The organism is Streptomyces sp. SID14515, from assembly GCF_010548505.1.
Taxonomy (GTDB): domain Bacteria; phylum Actinomycetota; class Actinomycetes; order Streptomycetales; family Streptomycetaceae; genus Streptomyces; species Streptomyces caviscabies.
Genome location: NZ_JAAGMH010000128.1, coordinates 36,225 through 55,584, shown reverse-complemented (window position 1 = coordinate 55,584; position 19,360 = coordinate 36,225). Strand labels below are relative to the sequence as shown.

Annotated in this window: 15 protein-coding genes and 1 pseudogene; 6 read left to right on the top strand and 10 right to left on the bottom strand. The window is 73.0% G+C overall.

Going from position 1 to position 19,360, the window contains the following annotated elements:
• The 7 genes and pseudogenes from G3I54_RS30620 to G3I54_RS30590 form a co-directional block, all read right to left on the bottom strand.
• Positions 1–1,290: pseudogene (locus G3I54_RS30620) on the bottom strand (hypothetical protein); the annotation flags it as partial.
• A gap of 77 nt (positions 1,291–1,367) precedes the next feature.
• Positions 1,368–2,312: a hypothetical protein gene (locus G3I54_RS30615; protein WP_164619310.1), complete on the bottom strand. Its 945-nt coding sequence runs from the start codon at positions 2,310–2,312 to the stop codon at positions 1,368–1,370.
• Positions 2,309–2,446 carry a hypothetical protein gene (locus tag G3I54_RS30610; RefSeq protein WP_164619308.1) on the bottom strand — a complete coding sequence of 46 codons (138 nt, stop codon included), beginning with the start codon at positions 2,444–2,446 and terminating at the stop codon, positions 2,309–2,311. Before G3I54_RS30610 ends, G3I54_RS30615 begins: the two co-directional genes overlap by 4 nt.
• Complete coding sequence (locus G3I54_RS30605) at positions 2,443–3,972, bottom strand: hypothetical protein (protein WP_164619306.1); 1,530 nt, start codon at positions 3,970–3,972, stop codon at positions 2,443–2,445. The genes G3I54_RS30610 and G3I54_RS30605 overlap by 4 nt, the downstream gene beginning before the upstream one ends.
• Before the next feature lie 44 nt (positions 3,973–4,016).
• Positions 4,017–7,724, bottom strand: a complete 3,708-nt coding sequence (locus G3I54_RS30600; RefSeq protein WP_164619304.1) for a hydantoinase B/oxoprolinase family protein — start codon at positions 7,722–7,724, stop codon at positions 4,017–4,019.
• A gap of 87 nt (positions 7,725–7,811) precedes the next feature.
• Complete coding sequence (locus tag G3I54_RS30595) at positions 7,812–9,230, bottom strand: HEAT repeat domain-containing protein (protein WP_164619302.1); 1,419 nt, start codon at positions 9,228–9,230, stop codon at positions 7,812–7,814.
• 289 nt (positions 9,231–9,519) lie between these two features.
• On the bottom strand, positions 9,520–9,912 hold the full coding sequence (locus tag G3I54_RS30590) for an ankyrin repeat domain-containing protein (RefSeq protein ID WP_164619300.1): 393 nt from the start codon (positions 9,910–9,912) through the stop codon (positions 9,520–9,522).
• 327 nt (positions 9,913–10,239) lie between these two features.
• Between G3I54_RS30590 and G3I54_RS30585 the strand changes: the two genes are divergently transcribed.
• Both G3I54_RS30585 and G3I54_RS30580 read left to right on the top strand, forming a co-directional pair.
• Entirely contained in the window at positions 10,240–10,434 is a 195-nt protein-coding gene (locus tag G3I54_RS30585) for a hypothetical protein (protein WP_006123109.1), read from the top strand.
• Between the two features lie 37 nt (positions 10,435–10,471).
• Positions 10,472–12,157: a hypothetical protein gene (locus G3I54_RS30580; RefSeq protein ID WP_164619298.1), complete on the top strand. Its 1,686-nt coding sequence runs from the start codon at positions 10,472–10,474 to the stop codon at positions 12,155–12,157.
• 110 nt (positions 12,158–12,267) lie between these two features.
• Here the strand turns inward: G3I54_RS30580 and G3I54_RS30575 are convergent, their stop codons facing one another.
• Positions 12,268–13,767 (bottom strand): PLP-dependent aminotransferase family protein, encoded by a 1,500-nt coding sequence (locus tag G3I54_RS30575; protein WP_164619296.1) that lies wholly within the window; start codon positions 13,765–13,767, stop codon positions 12,268–12,270.
• 102 nt (positions 13,768–13,869) lie between these two features.
• On the opposite strand from G3I54_RS30575, the gene G3I54_RS30570 reads away from it, so the two are divergent.
• From G3I54_RS30570 to G3I54_RS30555, 4 genes are all read left to right on the top strand, one after another.
• On the top strand, positions 13,870–14,583 hold the full coding sequence (locus tag G3I54_RS30570; RefSeq protein ID WP_164619294.1) for a hypothetical protein: 714 nt from the start codon (positions 13,870–13,872) through the stop codon (positions 14,581–14,583).
• Positions 14,580–15,341 (top strand): glycerophosphodiester phosphodiesterase, encoded by a 762-nt coding sequence (locus G3I54_RS30565; RefSeq protein ID WP_164619292.1) that lies wholly within the window; start codon positions 14,580–14,582, stop codon positions 15,339–15,341. The genes G3I54_RS30570 and G3I54_RS30565 overlap by 4 nt, the downstream gene beginning before the upstream one ends.
• Before the next feature lie 47 nt (positions 15,342–15,388).
• On the top strand, positions 15,389–16,762 hold the full coding sequence (locus G3I54_RS30560) for an MFS transporter (RefSeq protein ID WP_164619290.1): 1,374 nt from the start codon (positions 15,389–15,391) through the stop codon (positions 16,760–16,762).
• A gap of 265 nt (positions 16,763–17,027) precedes the next feature.
• Positions 17,028–17,402 (top strand): RNA polymerase-binding protein RbpA, encoded by a 375-nt coding sequence (locus G3I54_RS30555; RefSeq protein WP_003959706.1) that lies wholly within the window; start codon positions 17,028–17,030, stop codon positions 17,400–17,402.
• A 125-nt stretch (positions 17,403–17,527) separates the two neighbouring features.
• Here G3I54_RS30555 and fxsA read toward each other — a convergent pair whose 3' ends face one another.
• The gene (gene fxsA, locus G3I54_RS30550) at positions 17,528–18,130 is read right to left on the bottom strand and encodes an FxsA family membrane protein (protein WP_164619288.1); all 603 of its coding nucleotides are present in this window, start codon (positions 18,128–18,130) and stop codon (positions 17,528–17,530) included.
• 106 nt (positions 18,131–18,236) lie between these two features.
• Entirely contained in the window at positions 18,237–19,004 is a 768-nt protein-coding gene (locus tag G3I54_RS30545; RefSeq protein WP_164619286.1) for a polyprenol monophosphomannose synthase, read from the bottom strand.
• Positions 19,005–19,360: the final 356 nt, after the last annotated feature.

The following is a 19,360-nucleotide window of genomic DNA, read 5'->3' as shown; positions in this document are numbered from 1 at the left end:
CTCGCGGATGGCGACCGCGACCCTGGCGGAGCGGTCGGCGGCGGCGCGGTGGCGCAGGACGGCTTCGGCGGCCTGCCAGGCGGCGTGCAGGGTGCGGGCCTCGACCAGCTCCTTGCGTCCGGCGGCGGCGCTCTTCTCGGCGGCGGTCAGGGCCAGCGAGGCGTGCCGGTAGGCCAGTTCGGCGGCGATCAGGGCGCGGCGGCCCCGGGCGGACTCGGCTTCGGTGACGGTGTGGGCGGCGGCGGTGACCCGCTCGGCCAGCTCGGCGGTGCGGCCGCGCTCCTCGGCGGCGCGGACGGTCAGGCGGCGGGCCAGGGTTCGGGTGCGGCGTTCCGCTCCGGCGTGGATGTCGCGGGCGCGGGCGCGGGTGTCGGTGGCCTCGACGATCCGGCCGAGCAGGTCCACCGAGCCCGCGGTGAAGTCGCGTTCGGCGGTCAGCTCGGCGCGGCGGCCCAGTTTGTTGCCGAAGCCGCTGACCAGGTCGGCGAGTCCGTCGGTGTCACGGGTGTCGGTGACGGCGCGGAGCAGCAGGTCGGTGAAGTCGGAGTCCTTCTTCACCGCGAAGAGTCCGGCCGCCTCGCCCTCGTCGGCGTTCATCTCGCGCTGGTAGCGGAAGAGTTCGGGGTCGAGGCCGAGGTCGCCGAGGTGTTCGTTCCAGCGGTCGTGGATCTCTTCCCAGTGCACGTCGAGGTGTGCGTAGAACTTGCCCGCGTCCATCAGCGCGTCGCGGAAGCCCTTCATGGTGCGCCGCCTGCCGCGCGCCCCGGAGACGCCCTCGGCGGTGCGGCCCACGGCGGAGGACTCGGCGACGGGCAGGCTGTCCAGGCTGAGCCCGGGGCCGGGGCGGAACGAATACCAGGCCTCGGCGAACTTACGGGGGTCGTTGGAGACCTGGCGGCCGCGCCACTCGCTGACCTTGCCGACGACGACGCACTCACCGGTGAGGGTGTGCTGCCATTCCAGGGCGACATGGCCGCAGTCGTCGGCGAGGAGGAACTTGCGCAGCACGCCGGAGCTGGCGCCGCCGAGGGTGTTGCGGTGACCGGGGAGCATCACCGAGAAGATCAGCTTGAGCAGGACGGACTTGCCGCCGCCGTTCTCCAGGAAGAGGACGCCCGCCGGAGCGGGGCGGCGCGGCGGGCCGACCGGCTCGTCCTCGAAGAACTCCGCCTGGGCGGGCGCGGGGTTGGGGACGGGTGCGCCGACGCCGCGCAGATCGAGGACGGTGTCGGCGTAGCGCGCACCGGCAGGCCCGATGGAGTAGAGGCGGACCCGGGACAACTCGTACATGGCGGCGGACTCTCGTCGTTCGGTGAGCGGGGGTGGAGCGGCGGGGTGTGCGGGCTGGTCGGGAACGGTCGGTCGGGTCAGGAGTGGAAGGGCAGACCCGCGTCGGCGGCCAGCTCCACGCTGTCGGGGTCGGGCGGCGGCAGCAGGGTGGCGGAGCCGTCGGTGACGGGGACGACGCCGAGCTCCAGCAGTTCGGCCATGGCGGCGCTGCCCGCCATGTCGCGGACCTGGAGCTGGTAGCGGGCGGTGGTGCGGTAGGCGCCGCCCGCGTCGTCGCCGGTGCGCTGGAGGAAGCCGGAGTCGGTGAGGAAGGCGACGGCCTTGCCGATGATGCCGGTGGTGGATCCGGCGAGCCGGCGGGCGTCCTTGGTGGCGCCGGTGGCGCTGCGGCGGGCGTAGATCCGCCAGCCGGCTTCGAGCCCGGGGGCGTCGCTGGCCGGGTCGGTGTTGTCGCCCTGTTCCTCGGCGCGCTCCTCCAGCCGTCGGCAGGCCTGGCGTACGAAGGCGTCGACGCCGTTGACCGTGATGCGGCCGATGTACGCGTCGTCGGCGAGGTCTTCGGGGCGGGGGAAGGCGAGGGCGGCGACGGCCAGGTGGGCGAGGCCGTGGAGGAAGCGGTCGGCGGCGTCGGAGGAGGCGCGGCGGGCGTAGTCGCCCATACGAACGGCGAAGACGGAGTCCTCGCCCGCGGTGACGGCCATCCCGGCGCGCGGGGAGACCTCCAGGACGATGAGGCCGAGGCCGGTGGCGACGGCGTCGGCGAGCCGGGCGAAGGCGCTCTCCTCGCGGTAGCGCCGCAGCAGGTCGGCGTATTCGGCGTCGCGGGCGGGCAGCAGCTTGGGCTGGAGCCCGAAGGAGACCAGCCGGGCGGCGTCGGCGGCGTCGGCCGGGGTGACGGGGGTCTGGCCCGCGGGCTCGGCGGCGTGCGGGTGCGCGGAGTCGCCCGCGTGGGCCGTGGAGGGACCTGCGTACGCGGTGGGCTCGGTCCACGCGTCGGGGTGCTCGGCGTCGTGGTCGCTCACGGCTGGGACTCCTCGGTACGGAAGCGGTGCGGGTGCGAAGGGAGGGCGCGGCCGGCCCTGGCAGGGCGGGCGGGGCGGGTCATGACAGGCAGCGGGGCGATGCGGATCATGGCGGGAGCGGCGGGGCCGGTCACGAGGCCTCCTTGCGGTCGGCGGCCATGCCGACGGCGTCCAGCAGGGCGGTGCCCACGATCAGGTCGGCGCCGCCGAACTCCGGGTCGTCCAGCTCGGCCCCGTCGTCCACGGCGAACAGCAGGCGGCGCTCGCCCTGGCGGTAGGCGGTGCCGACCGGCGGGCTGGCGGCGTGGACGGCGAGCAGGGCGACCAGGTACGGCAGGTCGGTGTCGCCGGTGCGGCGGGCCTCGGCGAGCAGTCCGGAGAGCCGGCGCGGGGCGTCGTGCTCCAGGTCGAGCAGGGTCATGGCGCGGGCGAGCTGCTCCTCGCTGAACCGGCTGTCGTCCGGGGTGGCGATCAGGTCGGGCTCGGGCATCTCCGCGCCCAGGTGCTCGCGCTCCAGGGGCGGGGTGAGCAGCATGTCGACCAGGTCCCCGACCCGTACGGCGGTGGGGGTGCGCAGTCCGGTGCCGTGGGCGAAGAAGGCGTCGGTGGCCCGGGTGGACTGCTCGACGGGGAGCGGGAGGAGCGGGGCGAGGAGCTGCCCGTACAGATCGAGGCCCGCGTGGGCGGCGGGCGGGGCGAACGCCTGCCGGTCCTGCTCCGCGCGGAAGAGGGGGCCCGCCTCCAGGAGCCGGGACTGGAGCTGGGTGTGGCGGCGGATGCAGTCCTTGACGATGTCGACGAGCTCGGCGGCCCGGCGCTTGTGCTCGGGGCCCTCGGCCTCGTCGCGTGCCTTGCGGATGTTGGTGAGGATCGCGTTCTCGTGGCGGTAGCGGTCGGCCACGTGGTCCAGGGCCTCGGCGATCATGTCCGGGACGGTGTGGAGCCAGTCGACGGCGCGGACGTTGCGCCGGGTGGCCTCCAGGGTGCGGCGCAGGGTCTCGGCGTACTGCACGGTGCGGTAGCGGGCCTGTTCGGCGGCGAGCTGGGCGTCCGCGAGGCGGCCCCGGCTGATCAGGACCTCCAGCTTGACCTCGGCGGCGATCTGGGCGCTGGTGACATCGGTGTCCAGCGCGCCGACCAGGACGTTGACCGCTTCGTCGGTGGCGCGGAGGTAGACCGTGCCGCCGTAGCCCGGGACCTCTTCGATGAGCTTGAAGTCGTAGTCCCGGCGGACATAGACGCCGTCGGGGTTGAAAGTGCCGTAGACCGCGCGGAAGCCGCGGTCGACGCTGCCGACGTTGATCAGGTTCTCCAGGACCCAGCGGGCGACCCGTTCATGCTCGGCGACGGGGCGGTCGGGGGCCTGGGCGCCGACCCGGGGCAGCAGTCTGGCCACTATCTGGTCGTGGTCGGCCCCGGTGTCGAAGTCCATGTTGAGCGTGACGTGGTCGATCGCGGCGAGGGCGACCTCCGCCATGGCGTACACCGTGTACTCGCCGGCCAGATTCGCCTTGCGGACGTCGAGGTCGTGCAGCGGCGCCGTGCACGCGAGCGCGCGCAGCCGCCGCGAGAGCCCCTCGTCGGCGGCGGGGCCCGGGGCAGGCCGCGGCCCCGCGCTGAGCTGCGGCGAGGCGTGGTCCGGGTAGGCAGGCGAAGTCACGTGGGACAGATTAGGTCCTCGCACTGACAACGGTCGAAACGGCGCTAATGCGACCGGTCCGGAGCGGGCGCCCCGGGTGCCGCCGGCCCGTATCCTCCGCCGCCCGGCGTGCGCACCACCAGGACGTCGCCGGCGGCCAGTTCGGCGGTGTCGCAGCCCTCCAGCGGGACGGTCTCGCCCCCGGCCCGCTCGATGTGCTGCGCTCCGAGCGCCCCCGGCTCCCCGCCCTCCGCCCCGTACGGCGGGACGCGGCGGTGGCCGGAGAGCAGCGCCACCGTGACCGGTTCCAGGAAGCGGATGCGGCGCTGGACGCCGTCGCCGCCGTGCCACCGCCCCGCTCCCCCGCTGTCGTCCCGTACGGCGAAGGACTCCAGGCGGACCGGCAGCCGCCACTCCAGGATCTCGGGGTCGGTGAGCCGCGAGTTGGTCATATGGGTCTGTACGGCGTCGGCTCCGTCGAAGCCGTCTCCTGCTCCGGATCCGCTGGCGATCGTCTCGTAGTACTGGACGTTCTCGTTGCCGAAGGTGAGGTTGTTCATGGTGCCGGAGCCCTCGGCCTGGCCGCCGATCGCTCCGTACAGGGCTCCGGTGACCGCCTGGGAGGTCTCCACGTTGCCCGCGACGGTCGCCGCCGGGAAGGCGGGGTCGAGCATAGAGCCGGCCGGAATGGTCACCTCCAGGGGCTTGAGGCAGCCGCTGTTGAGCGGGATGTCCTCGCCGACGAGGGTGCGGAAGACGTAGAGGACGGCGGCCATGACGACGGACCGGGGCGCGTTGGCGTTGCCGGGCTGCTGGGGCGAGGTTCCGGTGAAGTCGAGGTGGGCGCTGCGGGCGTCGCGGTCCACGGTGAGCCGCACCTGGATCACGGCCCCGCTGTCGGTCTCGTAGCGGCAGTGCCCGTCGCGCAGACCGGCGACGATGCGGCGTACGGACTCCTCGGCGTTGTCCTGGACGTGGCCCATGTAGGCGTCCACGACGTCGGCCCCGAACTGGTCGACCATGCGCCGCAGTTCGGCGATGCCCTTCTCGTTGGCGGCGATCTGGGCGCGCAGGTCGGCGAGGTTGGTGTCCGGGTCGCGGGAGGGGTACGGGGCGGCGGCGAGCAGGGCGCGGGTCTCGTCCTCGCGCAGCCGGCCGTCGCAGACGAGCAGCCAGTTGTCGAAGAGCACGCCCTCCTCGTGGATCGTCCGGCTGAAGGCGGGCATGGAGCCGGGGGTGATGCCGCCGATCTCGGCGTGGTGACCGCGCGAGGCGACCAGGAAGCGCAGCCGGTCGCCGCGGTCCTGGTCGAACACGGGGGTGATGACGGTGACGTCGGGCAGGTGGGTGCCGCCGTGGTACGGGTCGTTGACCGCGTACACGTCGCCGGGACGGAGGTCGCCCTCGTTGCGCCGCAGGACCTCCTTGATCGACTCGCCCATCGAGCCGAGGTGCACCGGAATGTGCGGGGCGTTGGCGATCAGGTTGCCCTCGGCGTCGAACAGGGCGCAGGAGAAGTCGAGGCGCTCCTTGATGTTGACCGAGTGGGCGGTGTTCTCCAGCCGGACGCCCATCTGCTCGGCGATGGACATGAAGAGGTTGTTGAAGACCTCCAGCATCACCGGGTCCACCCGGGTGCCGACGGCGGTGCGTTCGGGCCGGGGGCGGCCGCGGGTGAGGACGAGGTGTCCGGTGGGGGCCGCCTCGGCCCGCCAGCCGGGGTCGACGACGGTGGTGGCGTCGTCCTCGGCGACGACGGCGGGCCCGGTGACGGTGTCGGCGGGGCGCAGGTCCGCCCGGCGGTACAGCGGGGCCCGCTGCCACCGGCCCTCGGCGTACAGCTTCACGGTGTCGGCCGGGTGGGGTGAGGCACCACGCGGACCGGCGTCGGCGTCCGGATCGGCACCAGTATCGGCATCGGGCGGGGCATCGTCTGCGGTCCCGGGCCCGGCGGCGGGCGCGAACCCGTCGGTCGCCCCGGTCGCCCCGGTCGCCCCGGTCGCTTCCACCGACACCGTCTCCACGACGACCGGCTTGTCCATCGTGAAGCCGAACCGGGTCCGGTGGGCGGCGGCGAACGCCTCGGCCATGGCGGCCTCCGTGTCCAGCTCCACCGGCAGTGCCGCGTCCGTCCCGGCGTACCGCAGCAGGACGCGGGCCTGTGCGGTGATCGCGGAGTCCGGCACTCCGTCGGCGCGCAGGGCTTCGCGGGTACGGTCGGCCAGCTCCGCGCAGAGCCGCTCCACGCGCTCGCGGGCGGCCTCGTCGAGCTCCTCCTCCACCGACTGTTCGCGCATCGCGGTGGCGTCGGCCAGGCCGATGCCGTACGCGGAGAGCACTCCGGCCAGCGGGGGAACGAGGACCGTGTCGATGCCGAGGGCGTCGGCGACGGCGCAGACGTGCTGGCCGCCCGCGCCGCCGAAGCCGGTCAGCGCGTAGCGGGTGATGTCGTGGCCGCGCTGCACGGAGATCTTCTTGACGGCGTTGGCCATGTTGAGCACGGCGATCTCCAGGAAGCCCGCCGCCACTTCGGCCTCGTCCGGCCGCCGCCCGGTGGCGCGCCCCACCTCGTCGGCGAGCGCGGTGAACCGCTCGCGTACGTGGTCGGCGTCGAGGGGAAGGTCGCCGTCCGCGCCGAAGACCGCCGGGAAGCAGCCGGGCTGGACACGGCCGAGCAGCACGTTGGCGTCGGTGACGGCGAGGGGGCCGCCCCGGCGGTAGCAGGCGGGGCCGGGGTGGGCGCCGGCCGAGTCGGGGCCGACGCGGTAGCGGCTGCCGTCGAAGTGCAGGACGGAGCCGCCGCCGGCCGCGACGGTGTGGATGCTCATCATCGGGGCGCGCATCCGGACCCCGGCGACCTCGGTGCCCAGTTCCCGTTCGAACGCGCCGGCGTAGTGGGAGACGTCGGTGGAGGTGCCGCCCATGTCGAACCCGATGACACGGTCGTACCCGGCCCGCTGCGAGGTGCGGACCATGCCGACGACGCCTCCGGCCGGGCCGGACAGGACGGCGTCCTTGCCGCGGAACCGGGCGGCTTCGCGCAGGCCGCCGTTGGACTGGAGGAACATCAGCCGGATCCCGTCGAGGCGGGCGGCGACCTCGTCGACGTACCGGCGCAGGACGGGTGAGAGGTAGGCGTCGACAACCGTGGTGTCGCCGCGGGGGACGAGCCTGATCAGCGGGCTGACCTCGTGGGAGCTGCTGACCTGGGTGAAGCCCGCCGCACGGGCCGCGTCGGCGACGGCCCGCTCGTGCGCCGGGTGGCGGTACCCGTGCATCAGGACGACGGCGGCGCTGCGCAGACCGTCCGCGTGGGCGGCGCGCAACTGTTCGCGTACGGGGCCGAGTTCGAGGGACCGTACGGTGCGGCCGTGGGCGTCGACGCGTTCGGGGACCTCGATCACGCGCTCGTGGACTGCCTCGGGCAGGACGATGTGCCGGTCGAAGAGCCGGGGCCGGTTCTGGTACGCGATCCGCAGTGCGTCCCGGAAGCCCTCGGTGATCAGCAGGACGGTCGGCTCGCCCCGCCGCTCCAGCAGGGCGTTGGTGGCGACGGTGGTGCCCATCCGGACGGCGGCGACCCGGTCGGCGGGCACCGGTTCCCCGGGGTCCAGGCCGAGGAGCAGCCGGATTCCGGCGACGGCGGCGTCGTCGTAGCGGTCGGGGTCGCGGGAGAGGAGCTTGCGGGTGATCAGACGGCCGTCGGGGCGGCGGCCCACCACATCGGTGAAGGTGCCGCCCCGGTCGATCCAGAACTCCCAGCGTCCGGTCATGGCGCCATTGTGTGCCCGCGCCCATGACCCCGCAGGCGCGGATCCGGGAGGAGGGCCCGACGACGGCCCTCCTCCCGGATCCGCTCGTCAGACCGCCGGTGCGTCCGGCCCGATCCGGCTCCGTACCGCCGTCTGGACCTCGGCCTCCTCGGCCGGGTCGGCGGCGAGGCGGCGCAGGCGTTCGGCGACGCGGATGTCTCCGGTCTCGGCGTGCAGGGCGGCCACCTCCCGGGTGGTCTCCTCGCAGTCCCAGAGGCACTCCACCGCGAACCCGGTCGCGAAGGTCGGGTCGGTGGCGGCCAGGGCGCGGGCGGCCCTGCCCCGCAGGTGCGAGGAGGACGTCTCGCGGTAGACGTGGCGCAGTACGGGGGCGGCGCAGGCGATGCCGAGGCGGCCGGCCCCGTCGACCAGGGTCCACAGCAGAGGGGCGTCGGGTCCGTCGCCGCGTACGGCCTCCCGGAGCGCGCCGAGGACTTGGGGAGCGTCCTGGGCGGTGCCTCGGCAGGCGAGCACTCCGGCGGCCGAGGCGCCGAGGGCATCGGGGCGGTGGGCCCAGCGCCGGGCCCGCTGCACGGCGTCGTCGCAGGTCATCCGCTCGAAGGCGGCGATGGCCGTGTCGGCGACCGTGCGGGCGGGGCTGATGGCGGCGGCCTCGATGAGGTCGAGGACGGCGGGGTCGCCGGCCTCCGCGAGGTAGTGCAGAGCGGCGCAGCGGGCTCCTTCGGGGCCGCTGCGGGCGGCCTCGACGATCTGCGGGAGGTCGTCGGGTCCGGCGACGGCGGAGAGGCAGCGCGCCGCGGGGACGTGCAGTTCGCTGCCGCGTTCCAGGGCCTGCTGGGCCCAGTCGAAGACGGCCTGGACGCTCCATCCGGGGCGGGGACCCCCGGGGCGCATCTGGCGTTGCCATCGGTCGAACGAGCCCTGTTCGCCGGCGGCCCTGACCCGGGCGCCGACCGCTGTGCGCGGGTCGTCGGCCCACAGCCGCCAGGGGCGCGGTTCGAAGGAGTCGCGTACGGCGGCGGCGAGGTCGGCCGCGCCCTGGTCGGTGGCCGGGAAGCGGGCGAGGACGGGCAGCGCGAGGGAGCGCAGACCGGCGTCGTCGTCGCGCAGGGCGAGTTCGTCCAGGGCCCAGGCCCAGTTGGCGCCGGTCGCCGCGTAGCGGCGGAGCAGGGCCAGGGCGTCGTCGCGTCCGTAGGAGGCGAGGTGGCCGAGGACGGACAGCGCCAGACCGGTGCGGGAGTCGTCGGTATCGGTGTGGTCGTCGGGATCGGCGAGGTGTCGCTCGATCTCCTCGATACCGCCGTCGAGGTCGAGATAGAGACGCGCGTAGTAGAGGGAGCGGTTCTCCACCTGCCAGTCGTGACGGGGGTCGCTCACGACGCAGTGGTTGAGAGCCGCGAGGGCCTCGGGGCGCGGTGCGGCGAGCGCGTGGAGCGTGCCGTCGCCACGGCCCCTCTGCAACAGGCCGAGCAGGGTGCCGCTCGGCGCTATGAACGGATCGAACATGGGAGAAAGCCTCACATCAAGCTGTCGACGCAACCGGGACTGTGCAGTGCCCCGTGCCTCTCGGCACGTGGGGGTGTCCGGGGGACACCGCTACGCCGCGCAGTGACATGATCGGCCGACCGCCGTCTTTCGCCTGGTGTAGAGCATCTTCCTCTGCCTCTCGTCGGTGGCCCTGAGCGGGCCCGCGACGTCATGATGACCCAGCCATTTCGCCACCGCGACCACATTTACGACGGACCGGTCAGCGGAGCCCACGGCGGACGCGTCGACGAGCGCGTCCGCCGGCGTCTCACCGGGCACCGAAGCGTTCCAGCAGGTCGGACTTGCCGAACATCCGGGCCGTGTCCAGCGCGGACGGTGTTCCGGCGGCCGGGTCGGCGCCCGCGGCGAGCAGGGCGTCGATGACGGCGTCCTCGCCCTTGAAGACGGCTCCGGCCAGCGGGGTCTGGCCGCGGTCGTTGGCTCGGTCCGGGTCGGCCTCGCGGGCGACGAGGGCGGCGACCGTGGCGGCGTGCCCGTGGTAGGCGGCGAGCATCAGCAGCGTGTCGCCCCGGTCGTTGGTGAGGTTGGCGGGGACTCCGGCCTCGACGTACGCGGTGAGCGCCTCGGTGTCGCCGGTGCGGGCCAGGTCGAAGACCTTGGTCGCCAGCTCGACCACCTCGGGATCGGGGATTTCGCTCATCGGACGGACCGCCTTCCTTGACTGCTGCCGCGGCTGTCACCGCCGCGGTTGACCTGGTGGGGAGTACGGCACGGGGCCGTACGAGTGAATCGACAGGGTACTGCTCCCGGGCCGACATGACCCGGCCCGGATGCGGCAAGGGATCACCGCGGCTGATCCTGCCCGGCACGGACGAGGTGATGCCGCTCCCCGGGAGCCGACTTCTGTGGGCCAGTCAAGTGAAAGCGCAGGATATTCACTCGATTGCACCTTTTGTCGTATAGATACTTCCCGTGATCCTGGAAGGACTCATGGTGACTGTCCCCTTCAACCAGGAGAGAACCGCTCATGATCCTTTCCATCTCGGGCGTGGTACTGCTCGCCATCATCGTCTTCCTGTTCTTCAAGAAGGACGGGCTCAAGGCCTCCCACGCCATCGTCTGCGCCCTGTTCGGCTTCTACCTGGCCGGCACCGCCATCGCCCCGAGCATCACGGCGGGCGGGGCGAGCCTCGCCGGCCTGCTGGGCGGGATCAAGTTCTGACGCTCCGCAACCGCTCCCACCCCTTCAGGAGACCGACGTGGCCCGGCGACCACTCCCCCGCATTCTGAGCAGCGGCAGCGCTTCGATCACTCGCAGCAGAGAGATCGCGCGCACGGCCGCCGACAGTGCCACCGATGTCCTCCACCCGCTGATCACGGTGGTCCGCGGGCTGCGGCTGCTGGCCGTGTCCGGCCGGCAGAAGTGGGTCGCGACCCCCAAAGAACGGCGTGGTCCCAAGCTGTTCCTCGGCGCGGCCTGCGTGCTGGTGGTGGCGCTCGTCCCCTACGGGCCGATCCTGGCCCTGATCACGGTGATGGGCGCTGCCGCGTGGAAGGGGCGGGAGCGGACCCCCGTGCGGACCGGGCCCGACGAGACGGAGACCGCGCGCCTGCGGTCGCTGTACGAGGCGCTCGTACCGTACTTCTCGACGGCCGACGACCCCGATCCGCTGTTCGCCCACGGCGGCGACTGGGCGAAGGCCTTCGACGGGTACGTCTTCGACGACGACGGCCGGCTGACCCGGCTCCAGATCTCCTACCCCGCGTACTTCACGGACGGCGAGGCCGCCGCCCGCTCCCGGATCGAGCAGCTGCTCCACACCAAGTCCGGCCGGGGCCGCGAATACCGCTTCGACTGGGACGAGGAGGCCAACCGCCTCGTGATGACCGTGCTGGACGCGCTCCCCACGACGATCGCCGCCCAGCGCTTCGTCACCGCGCCGGGCGAGACGGTCCTCGGCTTCACCGACCCGGACGCCGTCTCGCGCACCGTCCCCGTGCGCGACGGCGACACGACCGTGGACGCCTCACCGGTGGTCTGGCGGACCGGCGGCCGCTCCACCGAACCGCACCTGCTGGCCGTCGGACACCCCGGCGGCGGCACCACGACCTTGATCCGCTCGATCGCCCTCCAGGCCCTCCAGAACGGCGACGTCATCGTCGTCGACGGCAGCGGGACCGGCGAATACGGCGCCTTCGCCGGGCGCACCGGCGTCCTCGCCGTGGAGTCCGGGCTCGGCGGGGCGCTGGCCACGCTGGAGTGGGCGGCGCACGAGACGGAGCGCCGGCTGATCACCGCCAACCGGGCCCGGCAGAACGGTCACCCGGTGCCGGACGACATCCGGCGCCCGCTGTGGATCCTGCTGGACCGGCCCGGCGTGCTGGGCCATCTCGCGGCGGCCGACGGCAGGCCCGACCCGCAGGAACTGCTCCGGATCCCGCTGCGGCACGGCCGGGCGGCCCAGGTCACGGTCGTGCTGGCGGAACAGTTCGACGCGCTGGACACCCTCACGGAGACCGTGCGGACCCACACCCGCGCCCGCGCCGTCCTCGGTCCCGCCTCCCACGAGCAGATCGAAGCCGTCCTCGGCGTCGAACCGCACACCACACCGCCGTCCGAGACGCCCGCGGGCCGCGGCTACGTCCGTCTGGGCGCGGGCCCGGTCCTGCGGCTCCAGGTGCCCGCCACCCCGGACCCGTACGACGACGCCACGAGCGACGCGCACCGGCAGGCGGTCCTCGGCCTGCTGCCCGACCGGCACACCCCGATGGAGACGGCACCCGAGCGGGAGCCCGCCGACGAGGGCCCCGCGACGGAGCAGGTGCCCGTGGCGGTGGACACCGCGGCCCGGCCGTCCGAGGCGGTTCCGGTGGAGGCGATGGTCTCCGAGGCCCGGCCGTCCGAGCCGCTGGCGAAGGCGCAGCCGGCGGGCGCCGAGAGCTGAGCCGGACGGACCCGGGCAGCACGGCGGGCGGGGAGCGGACCCGATGGTCCGCTCCCCGCCCGCCGCCGTTCCCGTACGAAAGGCTCCCCGGAAGCGCTCCCCGCGAGCTCTCAGGCCACGAAGCTGCGCGGGGTGTCCGCCCCGACGCCCGCCCCGGAGCGCACCAGGTCCACCGCCGCCGCCAGGCGTACGGCCGCTTCGTCGGCGACCGGGCCGCTCACCGTGAACGGCAACCGTACGTATCCCTCGAAGGCCCCGTCGACCCCGAAGCGGGGGCCCGAGGGCACCCGGACGCCGACGCGTTCGCCCGCCACGGCCAGCCGCGACCCGGAGAGGCCTCCGGTGCGCACCCACAGCGTCAGACCGCCGCGCGGCACGGCGAACTCCCAGTCCGGCAGCTCCCGGCGCACCGCCGCGACCAGCGCGTCCCGGTTCTCCCGCGCCTGGCTCCGCCTTACCTCGACGGCCTGTTCCCAGCCGCCCGTGCCCATGAGCCAGTTGATCGCGAGCTGTTCGAGGACGGGGGTGCCCATGTCGGCGTAGGCGCGGGCGGCGACCAGGCTGCGGATGACGTCCGGGGCGGCGCGTACCCAGCCGATGCGCATACCCGCCCAGAAGGCCTTGCTGGCCGAGCCGACGGTCAGGACCGTGCTGCCGGCCGGGTCGAAGGCGCAGACCCGGCGCGGCATGTCGATATCGGTGTCCAGGCGGAGTTCGTTCATGGTCTCGTCGACGACCAGGACCGTGCCGGCGGACCGGGCCGCCTCCACCAGATCCCGGCGCTGCTGCTCGTCGGCGAGCGCGCCGGTGGGGTTGTGGAAGTCGGCGACCACATAGGCGAGCCGGGGCGCGGCGTCCCGCAGCACCTGGCGCCAGCGGTTCATGTCCCAGCCGCCGAGCCCCTCCTCCATCGCGACCGGGACCAGGCGGGCGCCCGCCTCGCGCATCAGCTGGAGGATGTTGGCGTAGCTGGGCGACTCGACCGCGATGCGTTCGCCGCGGCCCGCGAAGAGGTGGCAGATCGCGTCGATGGCGCCCATCGCACCGGTGGTGACCATGATCTGCTCGGGCATGGTCGGAACGCCGAGCGCGGTGTAGCGGTCGGCGATCATCTGGCGCAGGGCGGGCAGTCCGGCCGGGTAGTCGCCGTGGGTGTGGGCGTACGGCGGCAGCTCCTCCAGCGCCCCCTGGACGGCACGGGTCAGCCAGGGCTCGGGCGCGGGCAGGGCCGCGCAGCCCAGGTCGATCATCGAGCCGAGCGACTCCGGCGGCAGCGGTTCGAGGCCGCGGGCGGGCAGCGGGTTGCCGGCCGGTACGGCGGTCCAGCTGCCCGCGCCGCGCCGTGACTCCAGGAAGCCTTCCGCGCGCAGCGCCTCGTAGGCGGCCGCGACGGTCGTCCGGCTGACGGACAGGGCGAGGGCCAGCTCGCGTTCGGCGGGGAGCCGGGCGGCGACCGGGACCCGGCCCTCCAGGACGAGCAGCCGTACGCCGTCGGCGAGCGCGCGGTAGGCGGGCGGCTTACGGCCGCCGGGGCCGGTGGGCCGGGCCTGCTGGGAGCGGAGCTGGCGGGCGAGCTGCGCCGCGCCGACCGTTGATGTCCACTGCGCCATGAAAATCAGTCCACCTTCCTCGAATTGGCCATAGTTGGTGGCCTGTCTCCTGCCACAGAGTGACACGAAGCAGTCCACTACCACTACATCAGGGGGCACAACGTGGCCAGGACCACCGGCCGGAGCACCACCCATCTCACCCGGCGGCTGGTCCAGCTGTACGTCGGACTCACCCTGTACGGGGCGAGCTCCGCGCTCCTGGTGCGGGCCGAGCTCGGCCTGGAGCCGTGGGGCGTGCTGCATCAGGGCCTCGCGGAGCTGACCGGCATCTCGATCGGCGTCGTCTCGATCATCATCGGCGCGGTCGTGCTGCTGCTGTGGATCCCGCTGCGCCAGCGGCCGGGGCTCGGCACCGTCTCGAACGTCTTCGTGGTCGGGCTGGCGATGGACGGGACGCTCGCCGTGGTCGGCGATCTGGAGGGCCTCGGACTCCGGATCCCGGTGATGGTCCTGGGCATCGTGCTCAACGGGGTGGCGACCGGGCTGTACATCGCGGCCCGGTTCGGCCCCGGCCCGCGCGACGGTCTGATGACCGGCCTGAACCACATCACCGGACGCTCGATCCGGCTGGTCCGCACGGCACTCGAAGTGGCCGTCGTGGCGACCGGCTTCGTGCTCGGCGGCTCGGTGGGGGCGGGCACGGTGCTGTACGCCCTGGCCATCGGCCCGCTGGCGCAGCTCTTCCTGCGGATGTTCGCACTGCCCGCACCCGCCGAGGCCGCTCCGGCCTCCGGTGGACCGTCCACCACCACGCCGCCCGCCGGTTCCGGCCCCGTTGCCGCCCCGGCATCCGGGCAGGCCATACTGCCGCAGTGAATCCGAGCCACCCCTATCTGGACCACCCGACGCCGATCGCCTTCGCCCATCGCGGCGGGGCGGCGGACGGCGTGGAGAACACCGTGACCGCCTTCCGCCGGGCGTCGGACGCGGGCTACCGGTACTTCGAGACCGATGTGCACACCACGGCGGACGGCCGGTTGGTCGCCTTCCACGACGCGACGCTGGACCGGGTCACCGACGCCCGGGGCCGGATCGCCGAGCTGCCCTGGAGCGAGGTGCGCCGGGCCCGGGTCGGGGGCAGCGAACCGCTCCCGCTCTTCGAGGAGCTGCTGGAGGAGTTTCCTCGGGCCCGCTGGAACGTGGATCTGAAGGCCGCATCGGCGCTGGAGCCGCTGCTCGACCTGATCCGCCGCACCGACGCCTGGGACCGGGTCTGCGTCGGCTCGTTCTCGGAGGCCCGGGTGGCCCGCGCACACCGCCTGGCGGGGCCCCGGCTGGCCACGTCGTACGGGGTGCGCGGCGTTCTGGCGCTGCGCCTGCGTTCGTACGGGATCCCGGCGGCGCTGCGCGCGGGCGCGGTCTGCGCCCAGGTCCCCGAGCGACAGGGCGGCATCCCGGTGGTGGACGCCCGCTTCGTCCGCACGGCGCACGCGCTGGGGCTCCAGGTGCACGTCTGGACGGTGAACGAACCGGAGAGGATGGCGGCGCTCCTGGACCTCGGCGTGGATGGCATCATGACCGATCACATCGAGACGCTGCGTACGGTGCTGAGCGAGCGTGGGGCATGGTCCTGACGCCTGGTCCGTCCGCGTCCACAGGGGACCGACCGAGGGGGCGCGGGATGAACGCCGAGACCGCAGGGAAGGCCGATCCGTCCGGACAACCGCCGGGCGACGGGACGGCTGCCGCCCGCAAGCGCGAGCAGCACGGCTGGTATTTCTACGACTTCGCCTGCTCCGTCTACTCCACCAGCGTGCTGACCGTCTTCCTCGGTCCGTATCTGACGTCGATCGCCAGGGCGGCGGCCGATCCCGACGGGTTCGTGCACCCGCTGGGCATACCCGTGCGCGCGGGCTCGCTGTTCGCGTACTCCGTCTCGGCCTCCATCGTGGTGGCCGTGATCCTGATGCCGATCGTGGGCGCGGCGGCCGACCGTACGGGGCGCAAGAAGCCGCTGCTGGCCGCTGCCGCCTACACGGGGGCGGCGGCGACGGCCGGGATGTTCTTCCTGGACGGTCACCGCTATCTGCTGGGCGCGTTCCTGCTGATCGTGGCCAACGCCTCGATCTCCGTGTCGATGGTCCTGTACAACGCCTATCTGCCGCAGATCGCCGGGCCGGAGGAGCGCGACGCGGTCTCCTCGCGCGGCTGGGCCTTCGGCTACACCTCGGGCGCCCTCGTCCTGGTCCTCAACCTGATCCTGTACACCGGCCACGAGTCCTTCGGTCTCACGGAGTCCGACGCGGTGCGGATCTGCCTCGCGTCGGCCGGTGTGTGGTGGGGCGCGTTCACTCTCGTACCGCTGCGCCGGCTGCGCGACCGCCGGGTGGAGCCGGGCGGTGAGGGGACGGTCGGATCCGGGTGGAAGCAGCTGCGGGCGACCCTGCGCGACATGCGGCGCCACCCGCTGACGCTCTCCTTCCTGCTCGCCTATCTCGTCTACAACGACGGGATCCAGACGGTGATCTCGCAGGCCTCGCTGTACGGCTCCGAGGAGCTGGGCCTGGATCAGACGACGCTGATCGTCGCCGTGCTGCTGGTGCAGATCCTGGCGGTCGCCGGGGCGCTCGGCATGGGGCGGCTGGCCCGGACGCACGGCGCCAAGCGGACGATTCTCGGGTCGCTGGTCGTCTGGACCCTGATCCTGGTCTCCGCCTACCTGCTGCCGGCCGACGCGCCGGTGTTCTTCTTCGTTCTGGCGGCGGCGATCGGCCTGGTGCTGGGCGGCAGTCAGGCCCTGTCGCGGTCGCTGTTCTCGCATCTGGTGCCGCGCGGCAAGGAGGCGGAGTACTTCTCCGCGTACGAGATGAGCGACCGCGGACTGAGCTGGCTGGGGCCCCTGGTGTTCGGCCTGGCGTACCAGCTGACCGGCAGCTACCGGGAGGCGATCATCTCGCTGATCGTGTTCTTCGCCCTCGGCGCGGTGCTGCTCGCGCGGGTCCCGGTGAGGCGGGCGATCCAGGCCGCGGGCAACCCCGTGCCGGAGCGAATTTAGACGTTGAAGTCAAAGGCCGGTAGTATACGTCTTTGGCCTGCCCGGAGGACCGTTACTGCGAGTGGAAGCGGTTCAACCGTTGGGTGACAACATCCACCAGAGGTGACAAACCGGGCATGGGCGGGTACTCAACCCAGATAAAGCAGCGGCACGACGGGCGACGCATGACCGGCAACGGGAATCTTTGCCGCCGACCGGACGTTGACCGGATGACGACGACAGCGACATTTTGTCCTGTGGGCGACAAGCCCGGGAGGCACGATTCATGAGTGAGCGAGCTCTCCGCGGCACGCGACTTGTGGTTACCAGCTACGAGACGGACCGCGGCATCGATCTGGCCCCGCGCCAGGCGGTGGAGTACGCATGCCAGAACGGACATCGATTCGAGATGCCGTTCTCGGTAGAGGCGGAAATTCCGCCGGAGTGGGAGTGCAAGGCGTGCGGCGCCCAGGCACTCCTGGTGGACGGGGATGGCCCCGAAGAGAAGAAGGGCAAGCCTGCGCGCACGCACTGGGACATGCTCATGGAGCGGCGCACCCGCGAGGAGCTGGAGGAGGTGCTGGCCGAGAGGCTGGCGGTTCTGCGCTCCGGAGCCATGAACATCGCCGTGCACCCGCGGGACAGCAGGAAGTCTGCCTGACCGCGTAACACCGCACAGCACGTCATACAGCAGCACTCAGCAGTACAGCGCCAAGAGCCGCGGGCCGTGACACAGCATCTGTGTCACGGCCCGCGGCTCTTGGCGTCTCCCGCCTCGCCCTCCCCTCAGGGGGTGAGCGGCGGGCGAGGGCCCCGGGGGTCGTCGTCGGGTCCGGAGGGCGCCTGGGTGCCGTCCTCGCGGATGACCTCGCCCTGGACGACCTTTCCGTCCGGCCGGTGCATCCTGGCCTGCTGGAAGGCGTCCGAGAGGCTGCCGGGGGAAGCGGCCCGCATCCGGCGCTCCAGGGACCGCTCGGCGCGGCGGCTGATCAGCGTACGGATCGGCGGCACCAGCAGGAGCAGACCGGCCGCGTCCGACATCAGGCCGGGGATCAGGAGCAGCAGGCCGCCGAGCATCAGCAGCCCGTTGCCCTGGGAGGCTTTTCCGCCGGTGACCTGCGGGGCCTCCGTGGCGCCGGGCTGTCCCGGCATCTGCTGGAGGGTCTCGGTGAGGTTCTTGAAGGCACGCCGTCCGGCGCTCTTGATGACCACGGCGCCGAGCGCGGCGCCGGCCACCAGGATCAGCAGGACGGCGAGGCCGCCCGCGGCCGAGGCGACCAGGGTCAGCAGCCAGATCTCCAGGACCAGCCAGGCGGCCAGGGCCAGCGGCAGGAATCTACGGGCGCGCGAGCGCCGGGGACGGGTCGGGGGCGGAGTGCCGGTCGTCATGCCCCCAGTGTGCCCGTACCGGCGTGCAAACGGCGTAAGGGGGTGATCATGAAGCGCGGGCCGGTCCGCCCCCGATCGCCGGTCCGCCCTCACGCGGGGGCGGCGGTCAGAGGGGCTTGCGGCCCATGACCTTGTTCGCGCGGGAGGTGATGCCCCAGCCGGTGACCCGCCAGAGCGCCTCGACGAGGATGTCCCGGCTCATCTTCGAGTCGCCGATCTCCCGGTCGACGAAGGTGATGGGGACCTCGACCACGTGGTAGCCCGCCTCGACCGCGCGGCGGGCTAGGTCCACCTGGAAGCAGTAGCCCTGCGAGGCGACCTCGCCCAGTCCGAGGCCGTCGAGGGTCTCGGTGCGGAAGGCGCGGTAGCCGCCGGTGACGTCGCGGACGGAGAGGCCGAGCGCGAGCCGGGAGTAGAGGCTGCCGCCGCGCGAGATCACCTCGCGGCTCTTGGGCCAGTTGACCACGCGGCCGCCCGGCACCCAGCGGGAGCCGAGGACCAGGTCGGCGCCCTTGAGCGCGGTGAGCAGCCGGGGCAGTTCCTCGGGCTGGTGGGAGCCGTCGGCGTCCATCTCGACGAGTACGCCGTAGCCGTGCTCGGAGCCCCAGGCGAAGCCCGCGAGGTAGGCGGCGCCGAGCCCTTCCTTGCCCTTGCGGTGCAGGACGTGCACGTGGTCGTCGGCCGCGGCGATCTCGTCGGCCGCCTTGCCGGTGCCGTCGGGGCTGTTGTCGTCGGCCACCAGGATGTCGGCGTCCGGGACGGCGGTGCGCACCCGGTCGACGATCGGCCCGATGTTCTCGACCTCGTTGTAGGTCGGAATGATCACCAGGACCTTGCCGAGCGGGCCGAACTGCCTCTGACCGCCGTCGTTCACTACTGCCCCTTAGAGTCCGTACACAGGGGGACACCATATCCAGCACGGCGGCCGACAGAACGCGCCCCCACGTCGGAACTTCGGATCGGGGCCCGGCGCCCTTCGGGCCGACCTGGGACCCGCTGGCTGCGGGTCGACCGAAAGCCGTTGTCTACTGAACGTCCGGGCCCCACCCGGGTCCCACCCTCCGTCCGGCTGCAACCTTCCCTCGCCCCCGAGGCGCGGGCGCTGAACCTGGCTGCCAGCGGTGGTGGGCCGGTGCGGCACACCACCTCATGACCCAGCGGCGTTCGACGACTGCGTGGAGGTTTAACCGGTCGGACGTCCTGTGGTGGACCCGGTCGAACCTACCGGCC

Bases quoted from the DNA above. Each gene is read 5' to 3' on its own strand.
- G3I54_RS30600 (WP_164619304.1), bottom strand. From the start codon at position 7,724: ATGACCGGACGCTGGGAGTTCTGGATCGACCGGGGCGGCACCTTCACC.
- G3I54_RS30595 (WP_164619302.1), bottom strand. From the start codon at position 9,230: ATGTTCGATCCGTTCATAGCGCCGAGCGGCACCCTGCTCGGCCTGTTG.
- G3I54_RS30590 (WP_164619300.1), bottom strand. From the start codon at position 9,912: ATGAGCGAAATCCCCGATCCCGAGGTGGTCGAGCTGGCGACCAAGGTC.
- G3I54_RS30585 (WP_006123109.1), top strand. From the start codon at position 10,240: ATGATCCTTTCCATCTCGGGCGTGGTACTGCTCGCCATCATCGTCTTC.
- G3I54_RS30575 (WP_164619296.1), bottom strand. From the start codon at position 13,767: ATGGCGCAGTGGACATCAACGGTCGGCGCGGCGCAGCTCGCCCGCCAG.
- G3I54_RS30560 (WP_164619290.1), top strand. From the start codon at position 15,389: ATGAACGCCGAGACCGCAGGGAAGGCCGATCCGTCCGGACAACCGCCG.
- G3I54_RS30555 (WP_003959706.1), top strand. From the start codon at position 17,028: ATGAGTGAGCGAGCTCTCCGCGGCACGCGACTTGTGGTTACCAGCTAC.
- fxsA (WP_164619288.1), bottom strand. From the start codon at position 18,130: ATGACGACCGGCACTCCGCCCCCGACCCGTCCCCGGCGCTCGCGCGCC.